The organism is Pseudomonas sp. B6001, from assembly GCF_013386015.1.
In the GTDB taxonomy this organism is placed as follows: Bacteria; Pseudomonadota; Gammaproteobacteria; order Pseudomonadales; family Pseudomonadaceae; genus Aquipseudomonas.
In genome coordinates, this window is the sequence record NZ_JACAOX010000005.1 from 154,927 (window position 1) to 171,609 (window position 16,683).

The 16,683-nt window shown below is 62.6% G+C and carries 15 protein-coding genes; 3 read left to right on the plus strand and 12 right to left on the minus strand.

Features of this window, described 5'->3' with window-relative positions; translation table 11 throughout:
* Positions 1-14: 14 nt before the first annotated feature.
* A complete protein-coding gene (ligD, locus tag HX821_RS08800; protein ID WP_177035619.1) occupies positions 15-2,513 on the minus strand; it encodes a DNA ligase D in 2,499 nt (832 codons plus the stop codon).
* Between the two features lie 11 nt (positions 2,514-2,524).
* Entirely contained in the window at positions 2,525-3,373 is an 849-nt protein-coding gene (locus HX821_RS08805) for a Ku protein (protein ID WP_177035620.1), read from the minus strand.
* Positions 3,374-3,569: 196 nt separating this feature from the next.
* Between HX821_RS08805 and HX821_RS08810 the strand changes: the two genes are divergently transcribed.
* Both HX821_RS08810 and HX821_RS08815 read left to right on the plus strand, forming a co-directional pair.
* Positions 3,570-3,890, plus strand: coding sequence for a hypothetical protein (locus HX821_RS08810; RefSeq protein WP_177035621.1), 321 nt, complete (start codon positions 3,570-3,572; stop codon positions 3,888-3,890).
* Between the two features lie 30 nt (positions 3,891-3,920).
* Complete coding sequence (locus tag HX821_RS08815; protein ID WP_177035622.1) at positions 3,921-5,081, plus strand: PQQ-dependent sugar dehydrogenase; 1,161 nt, start codon at positions 3,921-3,923, stop codon at positions 5,079-5,081.
* 126 nt (positions 5,082-5,207) lie between these two features.
* On the opposite strand, the gene HX821_RS08820 is transcribed toward HX821_RS08815, so the two are convergent.
* Together HX821_RS08820 and HX821_RS08825 are read right to left on the minus strand one after the other, a co-directional pair.
* Positions 5,208-5,687, minus strand: a complete 480-nt coding sequence (locus tag HX821_RS08820; RefSeq protein WP_102604993.1) for a nuclear transport factor 2 family protein — start codon at positions 5,685-5,687, stop codon at positions 5,208-5,210.
* Between the two features lie 32 nt (positions 5,688-5,719).
* Positions 5,720-6,271: a TetR/AcrR family transcriptional regulator gene (locus tag HX821_RS08825; protein ID WP_177035623.1), complete on the minus strand. Its 552-nt coding sequence runs from the start codon at positions 6,269-6,271 to the stop codon at positions 5,720-5,722.
* Positions 6,272-6,396: 125 nt separating this feature from the next.
* On the opposite strand from HX821_RS08825, the gene pssA reads away from it, so the two are divergent.
* Positions 6,397-7,740, plus strand: a complete 1,344-nt coding sequence (pssA, locus tag HX821_RS08830; protein ID WP_177035624.1) for a CDP-diacylglycerol--serine O-phosphatidyltransferase — start codon at positions 6,397-6,399, stop codon at positions 7,738-7,740.
* An 18-nt stretch (positions 7,741-7,758) separates the two neighbouring features.
* On the opposite strand, the gene HX821_RS08835 is transcribed toward pssA, so the two are convergent.
* The 8 genes from HX821_RS08835 to HX821_RS08870 all read right to left on the minus strand — a co-directional run bounded on the left by HX821_RS08835 (position 7,759) and on the right by HX821_RS08870 (position 16,637).
* Positions 7,759-8,202 carry a hypothetical protein gene (locus tag HX821_RS08835; RefSeq protein ID WP_008436193.1) on the minus strand — a complete coding sequence of 148 codons (444 nt, stop codon included), beginning with the start codon at positions 8,200-8,202 and terminating at the stop codon, positions 7,759-7,761.
* 107 nt (positions 8,203-8,309) lie between these two features.
* Entirely contained in the window at positions 8,310-9,530 is a 1,221-nt protein-coding gene (locus HX821_RS08840) for an MFS transporter (RefSeq protein ID WP_177035625.1), read from the minus strand.
* 3 nt (positions 9,531-9,533) lie between these two features.
* Positions 9,534-10,313: an ABC transporter ATP-binding protein gene (locus tag HX821_RS08845; protein ID WP_177035626.1), complete on the minus strand. Its 780-nt coding sequence runs from the start codon at positions 10,311-10,313 to the stop codon at positions 9,534-9,536.
* A 26-nt stretch (positions 10,314-10,339) separates the two neighbouring features.
* Positions 10,340-11,407: an iron ABC transporter permease gene (locus HX821_RS08850; protein WP_023658859.1), complete on the minus strand. Its 1,068-nt coding sequence runs from the start codon at positions 11,405-11,407 to the stop codon at positions 10,340-10,342.
* Positions 11,404-12,519 carry an ABC transporter substrate-binding protein gene (locus tag HX821_RS08855; RefSeq protein WP_003218435.1) on the minus strand — a complete coding sequence of 372 codons (1,116 nt, stop codon included), beginning with the start codon at positions 12,517-12,519 and terminating at the stop codon, positions 11,404-11,406. Before HX821_RS08855 ends, HX821_RS08850 begins: the two co-directional genes overlap by 4 nt.
* Positions 12,516-13,367 carry a PepSY domain-containing protein gene (locus tag HX821_RS08860; RefSeq protein WP_177035627.1) on the minus strand — a complete coding sequence of 284 codons (852 nt, stop codon included), beginning with the start codon at positions 13,365-13,367 and terminating at the stop codon, positions 12,516-12,518. Before HX821_RS08860 ends, HX821_RS08855 begins: the two co-directional genes overlap by 4 nt.
* 5 nt (positions 13,368-13,372) lie before the next feature.
* Positions 13,373-15,601, minus strand: coding sequence for a TonB-dependent siderophore receptor (locus HX821_RS08865; RefSeq protein WP_003218431.1), 2,229 nt, complete (start codon positions 15,599-15,601; stop codon positions 13,373-13,375).
* 133 nt (positions 15,602-15,734) lie between these two features.
* Complete coding sequence (locus HX821_RS08870) at positions 15,735-16,637, minus strand: AraC family transcriptional regulator (RefSeq protein WP_003218429.1); 903 nt, start codon at positions 16,635-16,637, stop codon at positions 15,735-15,737.
* Positions 16,638-16,683: the final 46 nt, after the last annotated feature.

Genomic DNA, 16,683 nt, shown 5'->3' on the forward strand with positions numbered 1-16,683 from the left:
GGCAGCGGAGCGCATCAGCCTGGCGGATGCGCCCCCAGCTTCTCCCACATCTTCTTGCTGATCTTCTGCCGATTGGCATAACCCGCCCACGGGTCCTTCTTCAAACCCTGCAAACGCTCGTGCAGGTTAGCCACCGTCCATTGTTGGGCGCTGTGCAAACTCTTCAACTCATCACGACTCACCGGTACCGATACCGGCAGGCCGGGCCGCGCCCGCACCGAGTAGGCGGCTACCGTGCTGGCGCCCCGGGCGTTGCGCAGGTAGTCGATGAAGATCTTGCCCACGCGATTCTTCGGGCCCGAAGTCGCGGTAAAGCGTTCAGGCAACTGCAGCGTCATGAACTGGGCGATGGCCTTGGCGAAGGCTTTTACCGAGTCCCAGCCGTCGCGGCGCGCCAGCGGCACCACCAGGTGCAGGCCTTTGCCGCCGCTGGTCTTGACGAGCGCTTCAAGCCCCAGTTCATCGAGTACCGACAAGGTCAGTTGCGCCGCTTCAAGCATGCTTTTCCACGGCAGTGCCGGGTCCGGGTCGAGGTCGAGCACAAACAGGTCCGGGGTTTCAATCTTGTCAGCGGTAGCGCCCCAGGTATGCAACTCGACGGTACCCATCTGCACGGCACCGATGAGCGCGGCCGGGCTGTCGATTTCCATCAGCCGCGCATGGCCCGGGTCCAGGGCCTGGTCCAGTTGCTTGATATTCGGGATCGACAGGCGCTCGGAGTGCTTCTGGAAAAACTGTTCGCCGGCAATGCCTTCCGGTGCCCTGAGCAAGGACACCGGCCGGTTGCGCAGAAAGGGCAGGAGCCATTCGCTGATGCCCTCATAGAACTGTGCCAGTTGCAGTTTCTGTGTAGCGCTCTGGGCATCGATGACTCGGTCCGGATGGGTAATCCTGACCCCAGCCACGGCGCCGGTGCCCGCCGTCTTTTTGCGGGGTTTTTCCTTCAGCGATTTGGCCGTCCGCGGCTGCTCATGCACAATCTGCTCCGCCGGCTTGTCGGTGCGCAGCCCGACAAACGCCGCCTGGCGCACCACACCTTCCCGGGTCCATTCGGCAAATTGCACTTCGCCCACCAGCTGCGGCTCGACCCAGTGCACGCCGCGTGCCTGGGCACTGGTCAGGGGCTTGGCCAGCGGTGAAGTCTGGCGTTCCAGCGCCTTCAACTGTGCACTGATCTTTTTCAGCGCGGCCTGATCGAATCCGGTACCTACGCGCCCGGCATACACCAGGCCGCTGTCATCATTGACCGCCAGCAACAGCGCGCCAAACCCGCTGCGCGAACCTTGCGGGCGGGTGAACCCTACGATCACGAATTCCTGGCGCAGCCGGCACTTGAGCTTGATCCAGTCCGGGCTGCGCCTGGAAACGTAGGGGCTGCCGGCACGTTTGCCGATCACGCCCTCCAGCGCCAGGTCGCAGGCACTTTCGAAGATATCCCGCTGGTTGGCAGCAAAGGACTCGGAGAAGCGCAGCAGCTTGCTCTTGCTGCGGCTAACCGCGTCCTTCAGTGCGGTGCGGCGCTCTTCGACAGCGGCTTCGCGCTGGTCGCGGCCGTCCAGGAACGGCGCATCGAACAGGTAATAGACAATGTCCAGGCTGCGGCCGATATCAAAGGCGTTTTGCAGCGCCTGGAAATCCGGCAGCCCGTCGGCGTTCAGGCTGACCACCTCACCGTCAAGCCAACTGTCCTTGAGCTTCAGGGCTTCCAGGGCCTTGGCCTGGCGTGGCAGGCGATCGGTCCAGTCATGGCCATTGCGGGTGAACAGCCGAACTTCGCCATCGCGAATCCGCGCGAGGATGCGATAGCCGTCGAATTTGATCTCGTACACCCAATCGCCTTCCGGTGCACGGTCCACCAGTGTCGCCAGCTGTGGCGCGAGTTGATCGGGCAGGTCGGTTGAGGGCTTGCGCCTGGCTTTCTTCGGCGCTGCGGGCTTTTTCGCAGCCCCCACCGTTGCGTCGCTCAGCACGCTTTTCGGTTCAGCCTGGACCACATCGTAGTCAGCCACCGGGCGTGCCTGCTGATCGTTCTCCTTGATCAACAACCACTGCTCCTTGTCGCCGCTGCCCTTGAGTCGGGTGCGCACCAGCGTCCAGTCGCCTGCCAGTTTTTCGCCGATCAGGCTGAACTTCAGCTTGCCGGCCGCGTAGGCCTTGTGCGGGTCATCGTGGGGCTGCCATACACCGCGATCCCACACGATCACATCGCCAGCGCCGTATTGGCCTGCCGGAATGCTGCCCTCGAAACTGCCGTAGCCCAATGGATGATCTTCCACATGCACCGCGAGGCGCTTCTGGCTCGGGTCGAGGCTTGGGCCCTTGGGCACCGCCCAGCTTTTGAGGACGCCGTCGAGCTCCAGGCGAAAGTCATAATGCAGGTTGCGCGCATCGTGCTTTTGAATCACGAACGACAGGGCATGCGCCCGGTTCCTGGCGCGAGGCGCACTGCCGGCGGGTTCGGCGGTCACATCGAAGTCGCGCTTGGCGTTGTATTCACTCAGGGGCTTGGCCATGGCGGTCTACCTCATGAAGCCTTGCTGGTCTTTTTCGCGGCAGGTTTCTTGGCTGCAGCCTTGGTCGCGGGCTTGCCGGCCAGGCTGCGCTTGAGCAACTCCGTCAGGTCGATCACGTCCGCAGATTTGCGCTCGTCGACACCTTCGCTGGATTCCACGTCTTCGATCTTGCCGGCCTTGGCCTTCTTCACCACCAGCGCCATGATCTTTTCCTGGAAGCTGTCGCGGTATTCGTCCGGCTGCCAGTCGGCACTCATGTCTTCCACCAGACGCTTGGCCATGTCGAGTTCGCCCTTGGCCAATGTCGGTTTGGTCACGTCGCTGCCCAATTCCAATTCGTCCAGGCCACGCACTTCGGCAGGCCAGCGCAGCATCACCAGCACCAGCGCCGACTCCAGCGGCATCAGTGCCGCCAGGTGCTGCTTGGTGTGCAGCACCACGTTGGCCAGGGCGACCTTGCGGGTTTTCTTCAGGGTTTCGCGCAGCAGGGCATACACCTTGCCACCGCGCTTGTCGGGGGCCAGGAAGTAGGGCGTGTCGATGTTCTGCAACGGGATCTGGTCGCTGGCCACAAACGCGATGATTTCGATGGTCTGGGTGGACTTGGGGTGGGCCGAGCGGATTTCGTCTTCGCTGAGGATCACGTAGCGACCTTTCTCGTAGGCCACGCCCTTGACGATATTTTCCTTGGTGACTTCCTTGCCCGTGGTCTTGTTGATGCGCTTGTAACCCACCGGGTCCATGCTGCGTTTGTCCAGCCAGTCGAAGTCGACGCCCTGGGAGGACGTGGCCGAGACCAGTGACACGGGGATGTGCACCAAGCCAAAACTGATTGCGCCTTTCCAGATAGCCCGTGGCATGTCGGTATTCCTGAAGTGTGTGGTCTTCAGGTGACAGGGCGGATTCGGCAAAAGTTTCCCTGGCCAGCCGGCTGGCACCAGGGTTTCAGACAGATCGTGTTACACCTGATGAGAAACTATTTAGTTACCAAAGCCGAACCCAAGGCGTAGCGTGTTATCGAAAGCACGTATTACTTGCGCCCAGAGAGGCTTTGTCATGAACACCCGTTTGCGCAACCTTGCCGTATTGGCGTTGGGCCTGGCCTTGAGTTCTTTGGCACAGGCGCAAAACCTGAGCGGCAGCAGCAACAACCCCTACAACGGCCCCATCCACCAGGCCAATCCCAACAGCATGCAGGGCACCCAGCCCAACGCGCCGGCAGCGCGAGGCACCTATATTCCGCCGGCACAGCGGCCGCCGACCCTGCAAAACGGCGGTATCGGCAACAGCGTCCAGCGCCGTGACGGCGCGCAGACCCCGCCGGCTATCCAGCCCAAGACTCCCACCCGTGACGCCAATGGCAATCGCGGCGATTGAGTGTGTAAAGACGACAAGGAAACCCACCGTATGCTGTTACGCAAAACCCTTCTAGCGACCTTCTGCGCCGCTGCCTTGCTGCCCCTGGCGCTGCCTGTCTCGGCGGCCGCCACCCAACAGTTTCCCAGCGAGCAAGGGAGTATCACCGTCACCCCGATTGCCAAGGGCCTCGATCACCCGTGGGCGGTGGCGTTCCTGCCGGACAAGCAAGGCTTCCTGGTCACCGAACGTCCCGGCAACCTGCGGTTTGTCAGCCCGGAAGGCAAACTGTCCGCGCCTCTGAGTGGCGTGCCGAAGGTGTTTGCCAAAGGGCAGGGCGGCCTGCTGGACGTGGTGCTGTCGCCGGACTTCAAGGAGGACCGCCTGGTGTACCTGTCCTACGCCGAGGGCGGCGGCACTAATGGCACCGCAGGCACCGCAGTCGGGCGTGGGCGCTTGAGCGATGACCTGAGCGGCCTGCAAGACTTCAAGGTGATCCTGCGTCAGGAGCCCAAGCTGTCCACGGGCAACCACTTCGGCTCGCGGCTGGTGTTTGACCGCGATGGTTACCTGTTTGTGACCCTTGGGGAAAACAACGACCGCCCCACCGCCCAGGACCTCGACAAGCTGCAAGGCAAAGTGGTGCGGATCTTCCCGGACGGTCGTATACCTGAAGACAACCCCTTCGTCGGCCAGGAAGGCGTGAGGCCGGAAATCTGGTCCTACGGCCAGCGTAACCCCCAGGGTGCGGCACTCAACCCGTGGAGCGGCACACTCTGGGAAAACGAACATGGCCCGCGCGGCGGGGATGAGATCAATATCATTGAACGAGGGAAAAACTACGGCTGGCCGCTGGCGACCCATGGCATCAACTATTCCCTGACGCCGATTCCCGAGGCCAAGGGCAAGACCGCCGAAGGCACAGTGCCGCCGCACCATGTCTGGGAGAAATCCCCCGGCGTGAGTGGCATGGCGTTCTACGACGCCGACCGGTTCAAGGCCTGGCAGCACAACGTGTTTATCGGGGCATTAGTCAGCCAGGAGTTGATTCGCTTGCAGTTCGATGGGGACAAGATCATCCACGAAGAGCGACTGCTGGGCGGCCTGAAAGCGCGGATCCGCGATGTGCGCCAGGGCCCGGATGGTTACCTGTATGTGCTCACGGATGAAGATAACGGCGTGTTGTATCGGGTGGGTTTGAACCAGGACTGACGGATACGGCAAATACCAATGTGGGAGCGGGCTTGCTCGCGAAAGCGGTGGGTCAGTCGCTGGAGATGTTGGCTGAGCCATTGCCTTCGCGAGCAAGCCCGCTCCCACAGTTGTGTAGCGTCGAGCCTACAACCCAAGCTCCGACAACCCCGGATGCTCATCCGGACGCCGCCCCAGCGGCCAGTGGAACTTGCGCTCGCTTTCCTTGATCGGCATGTCGTTGATGCAGGCAAACCGGTTCGCCATCAAGCCGTTCTCGTCAAACTCCCAGTTCTCGTTGCCGTAGGAGCGGAACCAGTTGCCGGAGTCGTCATGCCATTCATAGGCATAGCGCACCGCAATGCGGTTGCCGGTAAACGCCCACAACTCCTTGATCAACCGATAATCCAGCTCTCTGGCCCATTTGCGGGTCAGGAATGCCTTGGCCTCTTCGCGGTTGTGGGCGAACTCGGCGCGGTTGCGCCATTGGGTATCCAGGGTATAGGCCAGGGATACCCGTTGCGGGTCCCGGGAGTTCCAGCCGTCTTCGGCCAGGCGAACTTTTTCAATCGCCGATTCACGGGTGAACGGCGGCAACGGCGGGCGTATTTCAGCAGTGGATGACATGGGACGGCTCCTTCACAGGTTTAAAGGTCAGGTCAAAGTTGCAATAGGGTTCGCGCGATGGATTGCGCATTATCGGCAGCGGTGGTGTCGCCCATCACCAGGGCAACGGTAATGGCGCCATCAATCAGGATCAGCAGGTGCGCGGCCTGGCGTTCCGGGTCGGGGGTGCCATGTGCTTGACACAGTTCGAGGGCGTACTCGAACAGTTTCTGTTTATGGGCCTTGGCCAGTTGGCGCACCGGGTTGTGCGGGTCGCCGGTCTCGCCGCTGGTGTTGATGAAGGCGCAGCCGCGAAAGTCATCGGAGCCGAACCAGGTTTTCAACGCGCTGAACACACCCAGCAGGCGCTCGCCCGTGGTGGAGTGGTGTTCAACTTCGCTGCGCAGCCACTGCATCCAGCGCTCGTCGCGGCGTTGCAGGGCGGCAATCACCAGTTCGTCCTTGTTGGCGAAGTAGCGGTAGACGCTCTTTCTGGAGACGCCGGCGGTTTTCACCAGAAGATCCATGCCGGTGGCAGCGATGCCATTTCGGTAGATCAACTTTTCGGTGACGTCGAGGATAATGTCGCGAGTGATATCGTTCATGGAGATTACAGTAGAACGATCGTTCTCCTTGGTCAATTAATTATTTTTAACCCTGGGCGGGAAGACCTGAGCCAGCCCATGGTGTAAGCTCTGGAGTCCTTCGGATTCGACCCATTGCGAGCCCTATGCCGTCGTTATTCAAACGCTCCCTGTTGCCCAAGCTGCGCGGTTTTCCCCTCACGCCCGACGCGATCGAGGTGCTGTCCGGCGCCGCCGAGTACCGCCGTTGCCTGCTGGAGAAAATTTCCCAGGCCACCCAGCGCATCTACATCGTAGCGTTGTACCTGCAGCAGGATGAGGCGGGGCAAGAGATCTACGACGCGTTGCACGCTGCCAAGGCCGCCCGGCCCGGGCTGGATATCGTGGTGGTGGTCGACTCGCTGCGGGCCCAGCGTGGTTTGATCGGCGCCGGCAAGCAGCCGGGCAACAGCGCCTGGTACCAGGCCATGACCGAGTCCCACAGCACCGAAGTGCCGGTGTATGGGGTGCCGGTGCAAACCCGCGAACTGTTCGGCGTGCTGCACCTCAAGGGCTTCGTGATCGATGACAGCGTGCTGTACAGCGGCGCCAGCCTGAATAACGTGTACCTGCACAAGTTCGACAAGTACCGCTATGACCGTTATCACCTGATCTACAACAAGGCGCTGGCCGACTCGATGCAGCACCTGGTGGAGCACGGCCTGGTGGCCGCCAAGGCGGTGCATCGCCTGGACCTGCCCAACCCGCCGACCACCCGCAGCCTGCGCAACGACATCGGCGACCTGCGCAGCCGCCTGAAACACGCGGTGTATGACACCACGGCGGGGCAGTTGCCCAACGGCAGCCTGACGGTCAGTCCGTTGCTGGGCGTGTGCAAGAACAACCCCCTGAGCCGGGTGATCTGCGAGCTGATTGCCAGCGCCCAGCACCAGCTGACTATCTGTACGCCGTACTTCAACCTGCCGCTGCCGGTGACCCGGGAAATCAACCGCGCCCTGGCCCGCGGGGTGAAGATTGACATCATTGTTGGCGACAAGACTGCCAACGACTTCTACATCCCGCCGAGCGAGCCGTTCAAGGTCATCGCCGCGCTACCGTATCTCTACGAAATAAGCCTGCGTCGCTTCGCCAAGCGCCACCAGCGCATGATCGACAGCGGCCAGCTGAACCTGCACCTGTGGCGCGACGGCGACAACACCTACCACCTCAAGGGCATGTGGGTCGACCAGCGCTACACCTTGCTGACCGGCAACAACATCAACCCACGAGCGTTTCGCCTCGACCTGGAAAACGCCTTGCTGATCGATGATCCCAAGGGTGAGTGGGTAGGGCCACGGCGCACCGAGCTTGCCGAGATTTTCCAGCACACCTCGCGTATTGAACGCTACCAGCAGCTGGAAACCCTGGTGGAGTACCCGGCGGCCGTCGGCAAGTTCTTGCGCCGGGTCAGCCGGGTGCGGATCGAGCGTTTGCTGTATCGGATTTTGTAGGGCCCGAGACCTTGCAGGTTAATCCGGAATCGACCTGACAAGAATGTTGTCCAAGTCGTAGCGATGGGGTTCGCTGCCTGCACTTCTTGACCAGAGTCTGATTGAGATTGGGTGAGTGCCTCCGTCCTCTTTCACGTACGGAAGAGGGACAGTCAGGCGCGTCCAGCCGGGAGACGGTGGATGTGGCCCGTATGCTTGCTCCAAGCCTCCCGCCAACACGATGATGTCCGTTTCCGATAGGGTCCGGTATTCAAAGATCACTGTGTATTCAGTGCCCTTTATGAATGAGTAGGACTTGGAGATACCCATCTCATGAACCGCATCGGATGCATTGGTGAGGTAGAACTCGTGATCGTTCCCAGGCGTCCGTGGCTCAAGCTTTGCGGTGTCTGGGCGGTCCGGGTGCCAGCCATTCCAATTTCTGTCAGTAAATGTCGTCAAGTCATTCAGGTCGTCGCTCATGGTGCTTGTCTCCAGAAAAGGTAGGTGGCCTCAGCTAATGCTGTGGCCACGCGCTTTATCAGAGGCTTTTCAGGGATGGACGTCTACTGTCAGAAATAACAGGTAGCTCAACCTGGGGTGTTACCTGGTTGCCGTGCCGCCGGCCAGCACGCGATCAATAGCAGCAGCGCCGCCGCCACCAAGTAGGGCAGGCGAGCTTCGATCGCGTAGATCAAGGTCCCGGCCAACGGCCCGACCACCACGCCCAGGCCTTGGGCCGCACCCACCGAACCTGCCGTGGCGCCTTGCTCCGACGCATCCACCGCATTCGCCGCCAGCGCCGCGAAAGACGGGAAGATCCAGCCCATGCCGGCCGCGGACACAAAAAAGCACAGCCACAGGATCCAGGCCGTATCAGCGAACATGCTGCCGGCAAATCCCAGGGCTGACACCACCGCACCGATGCGAATCATCCGCAGCGGCGGCCACTCCAGTTTGCGCACTACCAGTTGCGAACAGATCAACGCCAGCCCGACCATGGTCAGGGCGATACCGGCAGTTTGTGCCGCATCGGCCGGGTTCATCTTCAAGCGATCCAACGCGAAAAAACCCACGGTTATCTGCGCGATCGACACACACAGCATCGCGACAAACGCCACCACCAACGGTCGACGCAGGCGTGGGTCCGAGAGGTTGACCGGCTTGGGCGGCTGCTTGAGGTGCAGCTCCTGGCGCGGCAATTTGGCCAGCAGCAACAAGAATCCCAACAGCGGTAACACCGCCATCGCATAAAACGGCAGGCTCAGGCTGTGACGCGCCAACAGCGCAGCAATCGCCGGGCCCAGCACCAGGCCGCAGGCGTTGGCGGCGCCCAGGGAAGCCATGGCCTTGGCGCGGTGCTCAGGCTCAATGTTGTCGGCCACCAGCGCATAGCCGCCCACCGGTATCGCAGCGTAGAACACGCCGATCAGGCCACGACCCAGAATCAGCCCGATAAACGCCAACATGGCCGATGGCAGCAGTTGCAGGGACGCATCGATAAACACGCACAGCGCCCAGTAGGCCAGGGTGAAACCACCGGTGCCCAGCAGCAGCACACGGCGCCGGCCCAGTCGGTCACTGGCCTGGCCCCATGGACGAGCCAGAAGCATCCAGATCACCCCGGACACGGTGACCGCCGCACCTGCCTGCCAGGTGGCCAGGCCAAGCACCCGAGCGATCGGGCCAATCAGCGAGACAAATGCCATCATCGCCATGGTGCAGGCCATGTTGGCCAACAGCAGCGGCCTCAGGTTGAATGGGCGGTCAGTGTGCAAAGTCGCGAGTGCAGCGTCTTGGGAGCTGTTCATCGGTTATCCAAGGGCAGGAGAAAAGGGCAGTCGTGCATCCACCATCACCAGCGGGCGGCCATGCACCTGTTCCAGGCGGCCACTCACACCATAGACGTTTTTCAGCAACGCCTGATTGATCACCACTTGCGGTGGTCCGGCAGCGGCCAACTGACCGTTGTGCAACACCACCACCTGATCACTGAAGCCCAGGGCGAGGTTGATGTCGTGCACCACCACCAGGGTGATCAGGTTGCGTTCGCGGGTGGCCTGGGTGATGGCTTCCACCACCTGGCACTGGTGATACAGGTCCAGGGCGCTGGTGGGTTCGTCCAGCAGCAACACCCGAGGCTGGCGCACCAGGGCCTGGGCCAGGCCCACCAGTTGGCGCTGGCCACCGGAAAGTGCATCGATCGGGCGGTCGGCGAGGGCGGTCAGGTCGAGGTCGGCGAGGATTTTTTCCACGCCCTTGAGCACCGTCGGGCTCGGCCGCCCAGGCGCAAAACCCGCGCCGCGATGGCCGGCCATGGCCGCACTCAGTACCGCTTCGAAGGCGCACAGGCGCGTACGCTCCGGCAGGCTCTGAGGCAGGTACACCACTTGTTGCGCGCGCTCGACTTGCAGCAGGCGATTGAGATCGACACCCTCCAGCCAGATCTGGCCGTGCGCCTTGTGCAGTCCGGCGATGCCACGCAACAAGGTCGACTTGCCGGCAGCGTTGGGGCCGATCAGCGCGGTGATGGTGCCGGGCAGCAACGCCGGCAGATGAATGTCCTGCAGCACGCTGCGACTGCCGTAGTGCATGCTCAATGCTTGTGTGCTTAATCCGGTCACAGAGCACCTCGGCGGTTACGCATCACAATCGCCATGAAAAACGGAATTCCCACCAGTGCGGTGACAATCCCCACCGGAATCAACACGCCGGGCATCAATGCCTTGCTGGCAATCGACGCCATCGACAGGATCAAGCCACCGCTGAGCACGCTCGCTGGCAGGAACAAGCGGTGATCTTCACCCACCAACAGCCGCGCGATATGCGGAGCAATCAGCCCGATAAAACCGATAGTGCCGACAAACGAAACCGCCAGCGCCGACAGCAGGCTGATGCGCAGCAACGACAGCACCCGCAGGCGGCCGACATCAATCCCGAAACTGCGGGCGCGTTCCTCGCCCAGGGTCAGGGCAGTCAACGCCCAACTCTGACGCAGGGAAAACGGCAGGCACAGCAGCAACGCCGCAGCGAGGATCGCGAGCTTTTCCCAGGACGCCCGGGCCAGGCTGCCCAGGGTCCAGAACACCAGTTGCTGAAGGCTGTCCTGGCTCGCCACAAACTGCAGCAGTGCCACCAGCGCATTGAACGCAAACACCAGGGCAATCCCGAACAGCACCAGGCTCTCCACACCAAACCCACGCCAGCGTGCCAACAGATACAGCAATGCCACCGATGCCAGTGCGAACAGAAAGGCGTTGGCCGAAATCAGGTACTGCGCCGGCACGCCAGGAATGCCCATCCCGAGCACAATGGCCAGGGCTGCACCGAAGGCGGCGGCGGCGGAAACGCCGAGGGTGAACGGGCTGGCCAGCGGGTTATCCAGCACCGTCTGCATTTCGGCGCCGGCCAGGGCCAGTGCCGCGCCCACCAGTACCGCCATCAACGCGTAAGGCAGGCGCACATTCCATACGATCACCGCCTCCACCCGCGGCATCGAAGCCGGGTCCCACAGCACTTGCAACAGGCGCGTCAGGCTCATGCCGGAAGGCCCGGTGGTGATGTCCACCGCCAGGGAAACCACCAATGCCAACGCCAGCGCCGACAACAGCAATACCCGTCGTCCATGGCGGTGGCGATAGCGCTCACCTGCGCCATCGGCGCTCGCACAGGCTTGCACCTGCGTCACGGCACAAGGCTCGTGGTGAATACGCCGCTGGCCGGAATTGGCATAAAGCGCCGGTACAATTCGGCTCGGGTCTGTTCCGGATCCAGGTCGGCGAACAACTCAGGATGCAGCCACTTGGCCAGGGCCTGCACTGCGATCAAGTGTTCCGGCGAGTCATAGAAAATATGCCAGAGGCCATGCACGTTGCCTTCACGTACCGCCCGCAGTTCATTCAGCGGCGCGCGCTGGGACACTTGCTTGAGGCTGTCGTTGGCCTGCTGCGGCGTGGCCGAATAGCCGAGGGTCACACCGCCCTGGCCGTGGCCGAATACGCCGGTGGCGACGTACACATCCGGATCGCTGGACAGAATGTATTCGACGTTCAATGTGCCGATCGGGCCGGGAATGCGCCCGTCGGCGATGTTCCGGCCACCCGCGAGCTTGATCATTTCCCCGAAGTTGCCGGTGCCCGGCGAACCACAGCAATCCTGCAGGCCGGCGAGCATGTCGATGAAGATCTTCGGCCGTTTTACCGTCCCGGCCTTGGCCAGGGTATCGGTGACCTTGGCCAGCGAGGCCTGGTAAAACGCGATGTAGTCCTCGGCTTGTTGATTACGGTCCAGAGCCTTGCCCAGCAGGCGCATGCTCGGCACCGTGTTGCTCAGCGGATGGTCGCTGAAGTCGACGAAAATCACCGCCACGCCGGCCGCTTCCAGCTGCTTGACCGCCTCGCTGTCGGGGCTCGGGCCATGGCCGCCGCTCAAGGCCATGATCGCCAGGTCCGGGTGTACCGCCAGGGCCTTTTCCACACTGAAGGTTTCGGCGGAGGTGCCGCCTACCAACGGTACGTTGTCGGCTTCGGGAAAGTGCTTCTGGAACGCGGCGTAACCCTGCACGTCCAGGCCGCGAAAATCCCCTTGCCAGCCGGCGATGCGGGTAAACGGGTTCTTGCCTTCAAGGAGCGACAGCGAGTAGATCATCCGGCCTTCACCCAGCAGGATATGCGAGACCTTGTCCGGTACGTCGACCTTGCGCCCCGCCAGGTCGGTGACGGTGTGGGCGCAGGCCAGGCCGCTCATTAACAGGCCAAGACCGAGCAGCAGGCCGCGTTGCAACAACAGAGGGTGTTTCATGAACAATTTCCTTGAACAGTTGGGCGCACGTGGCGGACGCGTTTGCGCCACCACAACAACAGCCCGGTGAGATAGAGCAGCGGCAATGCCAGGCCGCAAAGAAAGGCCAGGGCCGCGCCGGGCAACCCGAGCAACAGGTGGCCGTGGGCGGCGGAGAACAGCGGTTTGATCGCGGCGGGGTTGGCGAAGAACAAGTCGGGCCGGGCCAGCCAGGCGCCGCTGCCGGCAATCACCGCCAACGGCAGGCACAGCCAGGCGGCTGCGACGTTGTGCCATTCCCGCAGGCGGCGCAGGCCCTGGCTGCCCGGGCGCAAGCTGGCGGCTTTCCACCAGCTGCGCCGCCCCGGCCACCACAGGTACAGGCCGCTGCCCACCGAGCCCAGCAGCACCAGGCCACAGGCAAACAGGGCGACGGCGCCAATGGGCGGCGGCAACAGCAGTGCCCGGTGCAGCGCCACCAGCTTCGCCAGCCACAGGTCATCGAACACAAAAAATGCCCGTGGCTCGGCACTGTAGGGATCGATCATCGCAATGCCGATGCCGGGCCGATCCTCCAGGGCTCCGAAGACGATCGCGTTGTCCGATTCCAGGAAACCCTGGCGCGGTTTTGCGGCGCCAAAGACTTTCTGAAATTGCGGGTAGGCACCCAGTGCCGCGCTGATCCACTGCGCGTCATCCAGCAGTGCGCCGTGTTCAACCGGAGCCAGGTCCAAGGCCTGGCTGCCGACCTCCCAGCGCAGGATCGGCCCCTTGAGTTCCAGCAGCGCACCGCTCAAGCCAATCAGCGCCAGCAGCAGGCCGACGCTCAGCGCCAGCCATCGATGCACACGAAGCCACCACCCACGCATGGCAGTTACCAGCGATAGCGCAGGCTGGCGATGACACTGCGGTCATACCCGGCACTGCAGCTGGAGAGGGAGCAGCCTTCGTAATAGTGCTTGTCGGTCAGGTTGGTGGCATTCACCGCCAGGCGCAGGCCCTTGGCCGCCGGGATCAGCTTGTCGAAATCGTAGTGCACCGCCGCGTCGAGCAAGGTGTAGGAGGGCACGCTCACAGTGTTGGCAGCATCGGCCTCGGTGGAACCGATATAGCGTACGCCGACGCCAAATCCGAGCCCGGTGAGCGGGCCAAAGGGCAGGGTGTAGTCAGCCCACAACGACGCCATTTTTTCCGGGGTGTCGGTGGGGCGGTTGCCTTTTTCCAGCGGGTTGTTGCTCTTGCTGACTTCGGCGTCGTTGTAGGTCAGGGTTGCCAGCAGGTCCAGGCCCTTGGCGAGGCTGGCCTTGCCTTCCAGCTCCACGCCGCGCACGTTGACCTCACCGGTCTGCACGCTGTTCAGCGGGTTGCTCGGGTCGGTGGTCTTGACGTTCTGCTGGGTCAGGTCGAACAGCGACAGGGTGATGTAGCTGTCGATCCCGGGCGGCTGGTACTTGATGCCGACTTCCGACTGCTTGGCGGTGCTCGGTTTGAAGCTGGTGCCGTAGAAATCAGTGCCGAGCACCGGGTCGAACGAGGTGGCGTAGCTGATGTACGGCGACAGGCCGTTGTCGGCCAGGTAAACGAGGCCTGCACGGTAGGTGAACTTGTTGTCGTCCTGCTTCTGCCCGGTGTCGGTCAGGCGGTTGTCGGTGCGCGCACTCGAATGATCCTGGCGACCGCCGACGGTCAGTACCCAACGGTCGTTGAACGTCATCTGCTGCTGGGCGTAGAGCCCGGTCTGGTCGGCGCGCTGCAAGGTGCTGGCGAACGGGGTGTTCGGCGCGAACACACCCCCGTGCACCGGGTTGTAGATGTCGATCGACGATGCCGCGCCGCCGTTGAGGTAATAGTCTTCACGGGTGCGCCGGTAATCGACCCCCAGCAGCGACACCATCTGCACCTCGCCAAGGTTCCAGCGGGCCTGGGCATTGTTGTCCAGGGAGTACACGTCGCCGACGATGCGGAAGCGGTAGGCCGACCGGTTCAAGGTGCGCAGGTCCGGCGCCAGGGACATGCCGCTGGCGGTGTTGGTCAGCAGGTTGACGTGGCCATAACGTGCGCTGGAATTCAGGCTCCACACATCGTTGATCCGGTGCTCCAACAGGTAGCCCAGCGAGTATTGCGTGCGGCCGTTGTCCAGGCCGGGTTCGTCGAGAAAGACGTTGTGTTTGACCTTGCCATTCGGGTTCGGCTTGAGCGTGCCCACCGTCGGCAGGAACACCCGGGGCGCGCCGAATTCATCCTCCGAGTAATCGGCCAGTACGGTCAGGCTGGTGTCGTCGTTCGGCCGCCAGGTAAACGACGGCGCGATGAAGGTTTTGTCGTCCTTGATGTGATCGAACTGGGTGCCGCTGCTGCGCTCCAGGCCCACCAGCCGATAGAGGAATTGCCTCTGGTCATCCAGTGGCCCGCTGAAGTCGAACTGGCCCTGGGCGCGGTCGAAACTGCCGCCCTGGAGCTGCACTTCATGGAACGACTGGTCCAGTGGCCGCTTGCTGATCTGGTTGACCACACCGCCCGGTGCGTTCTGGCCGAACAACACCGAGGCCGGGCCCTTGAGCACGTCGATGCGTTCCAGGCCATAGGCTTCGGCTTTTGGCCAGGCCTGGGTGGTGGTGCCACGTAAGCCGTCGCGCAACATGCCGGTGCTGGTCACGTCGAAGCCGCGAATCGAGAGGTTGTCGAAGCGCTGGCTGGCGGCGGTAGTGTTGGCCTGCACGCCGGCCGTGTAGCGCAACGCTTCGCTCACCGATTGCACTTGCTGCGCGTCCATCTGGTCGCGGGTCACTACGGAGATCGACTGGGGGATTTCATTGAGCGCGGTGTCGGTCTTGGTCCCGCTGAGGCTACGCTTGGCCACGTAGCCGGCCTGTTGTCCGGTGGGGCTGTCGGCTTGGGTCCCGGTGACCACGCTGCTGTCGAGCACCAGGGCGTGATCGGTGTCCGCCTCGGCGGCCTGCACAAGGTTCATCTGGGTCAGCGACAGGCCCAGGGCAACGCCATGGATCAGGGTTGCCAAGGGCTTGCGACTGGTTTTCAAGTGCGGGACTGCGGTATCGATTGGCAAACCTGGGGTGTCTCGGTACAGAACGCGGGTGCCCATGCTTCACTCCATGATGAGGTGTTCAATGCGAATGCAAACGTATCTCATCCAGGCGTTGTGACGCAGGGCTATTGCTTTGGGTCGAGCGATCATTTCTTTCGTTTGCGGGGCAGGGCGGAACTTTCACAACCCGTCAGCGCAACGCCTTGGGCGAAACCCCGAAACGCTTGCGAAACGCCGTGGAGAAATGCGCCGGGCTGTAACCCACGCGGTACGCGGCGCTGGACACATTGGTCTCACCGCTGGCGAGCAGGCGATAGGCTTCGGCCAGGCGCTGTTCCTGCAAGTACACATAGACACTGGTGCCGAATACCTGACGAAAGCCCGCGGTCAATTTGCGCGGGTTGAGGCCGACTGCGCGAGACAGCTCGGCCAATGACGGCGAAGCCTGCAACGAACCGAGCAACAGGTCGCGGGCGGCATGAATGCGTTCGATGTCCGCTGAGTTGCAATGGGCGTCCTGCACCGGGCGCGACTCGGTTTGCGCGAGAATTCCCTCCACCCCCAGCGCTGTCAGCTCCAGGGCCTTGCCGCCCAGATAGAAGGAGCGGGCAGGGCCCTGCAACGGGCAGGTGAAAATCTGTTGGGCAAGGGCGAGCAACGGTTTGCTCGCGGGCTGGCAGAACATCATCGGCCCGCCGCCGCGTTTATCCAGCAGGCGCTCAGGCTCAAGGCCGACGCTGCGGATCGACGGGAAATCCAGCTGCACGGTGGTGTAGCGCACCGGCACACCACTGGCGAACAGGTGATCGCCACAATGTTCACCCTGGTTGGCCACGGCGCACAGGGTCGGCCCGCGAATCTCCACTTCCTGCTGGCCTTCGACCCGGCAATTGAGCTGGCCGCTGAGCACCAGGATGATCTTCAAACCTTGCCACAGCGGCTCTTGCATCCACATCTGGCTGTCCATCAACACAGTCCCGGCGGACAGGGTGATTTCCGGCACGACGGTGGCGGCACCCGTGTTCAAAGTGTTGGGAAAATTGAGGGTGAAATCCCTTTGGGTCGGTAGCGGCGCAGCGTGTGGGCTGAGCATGGCGGACTCCCTGTGAACCGGAAAAGAGGGGCATACGCTAGCAGGA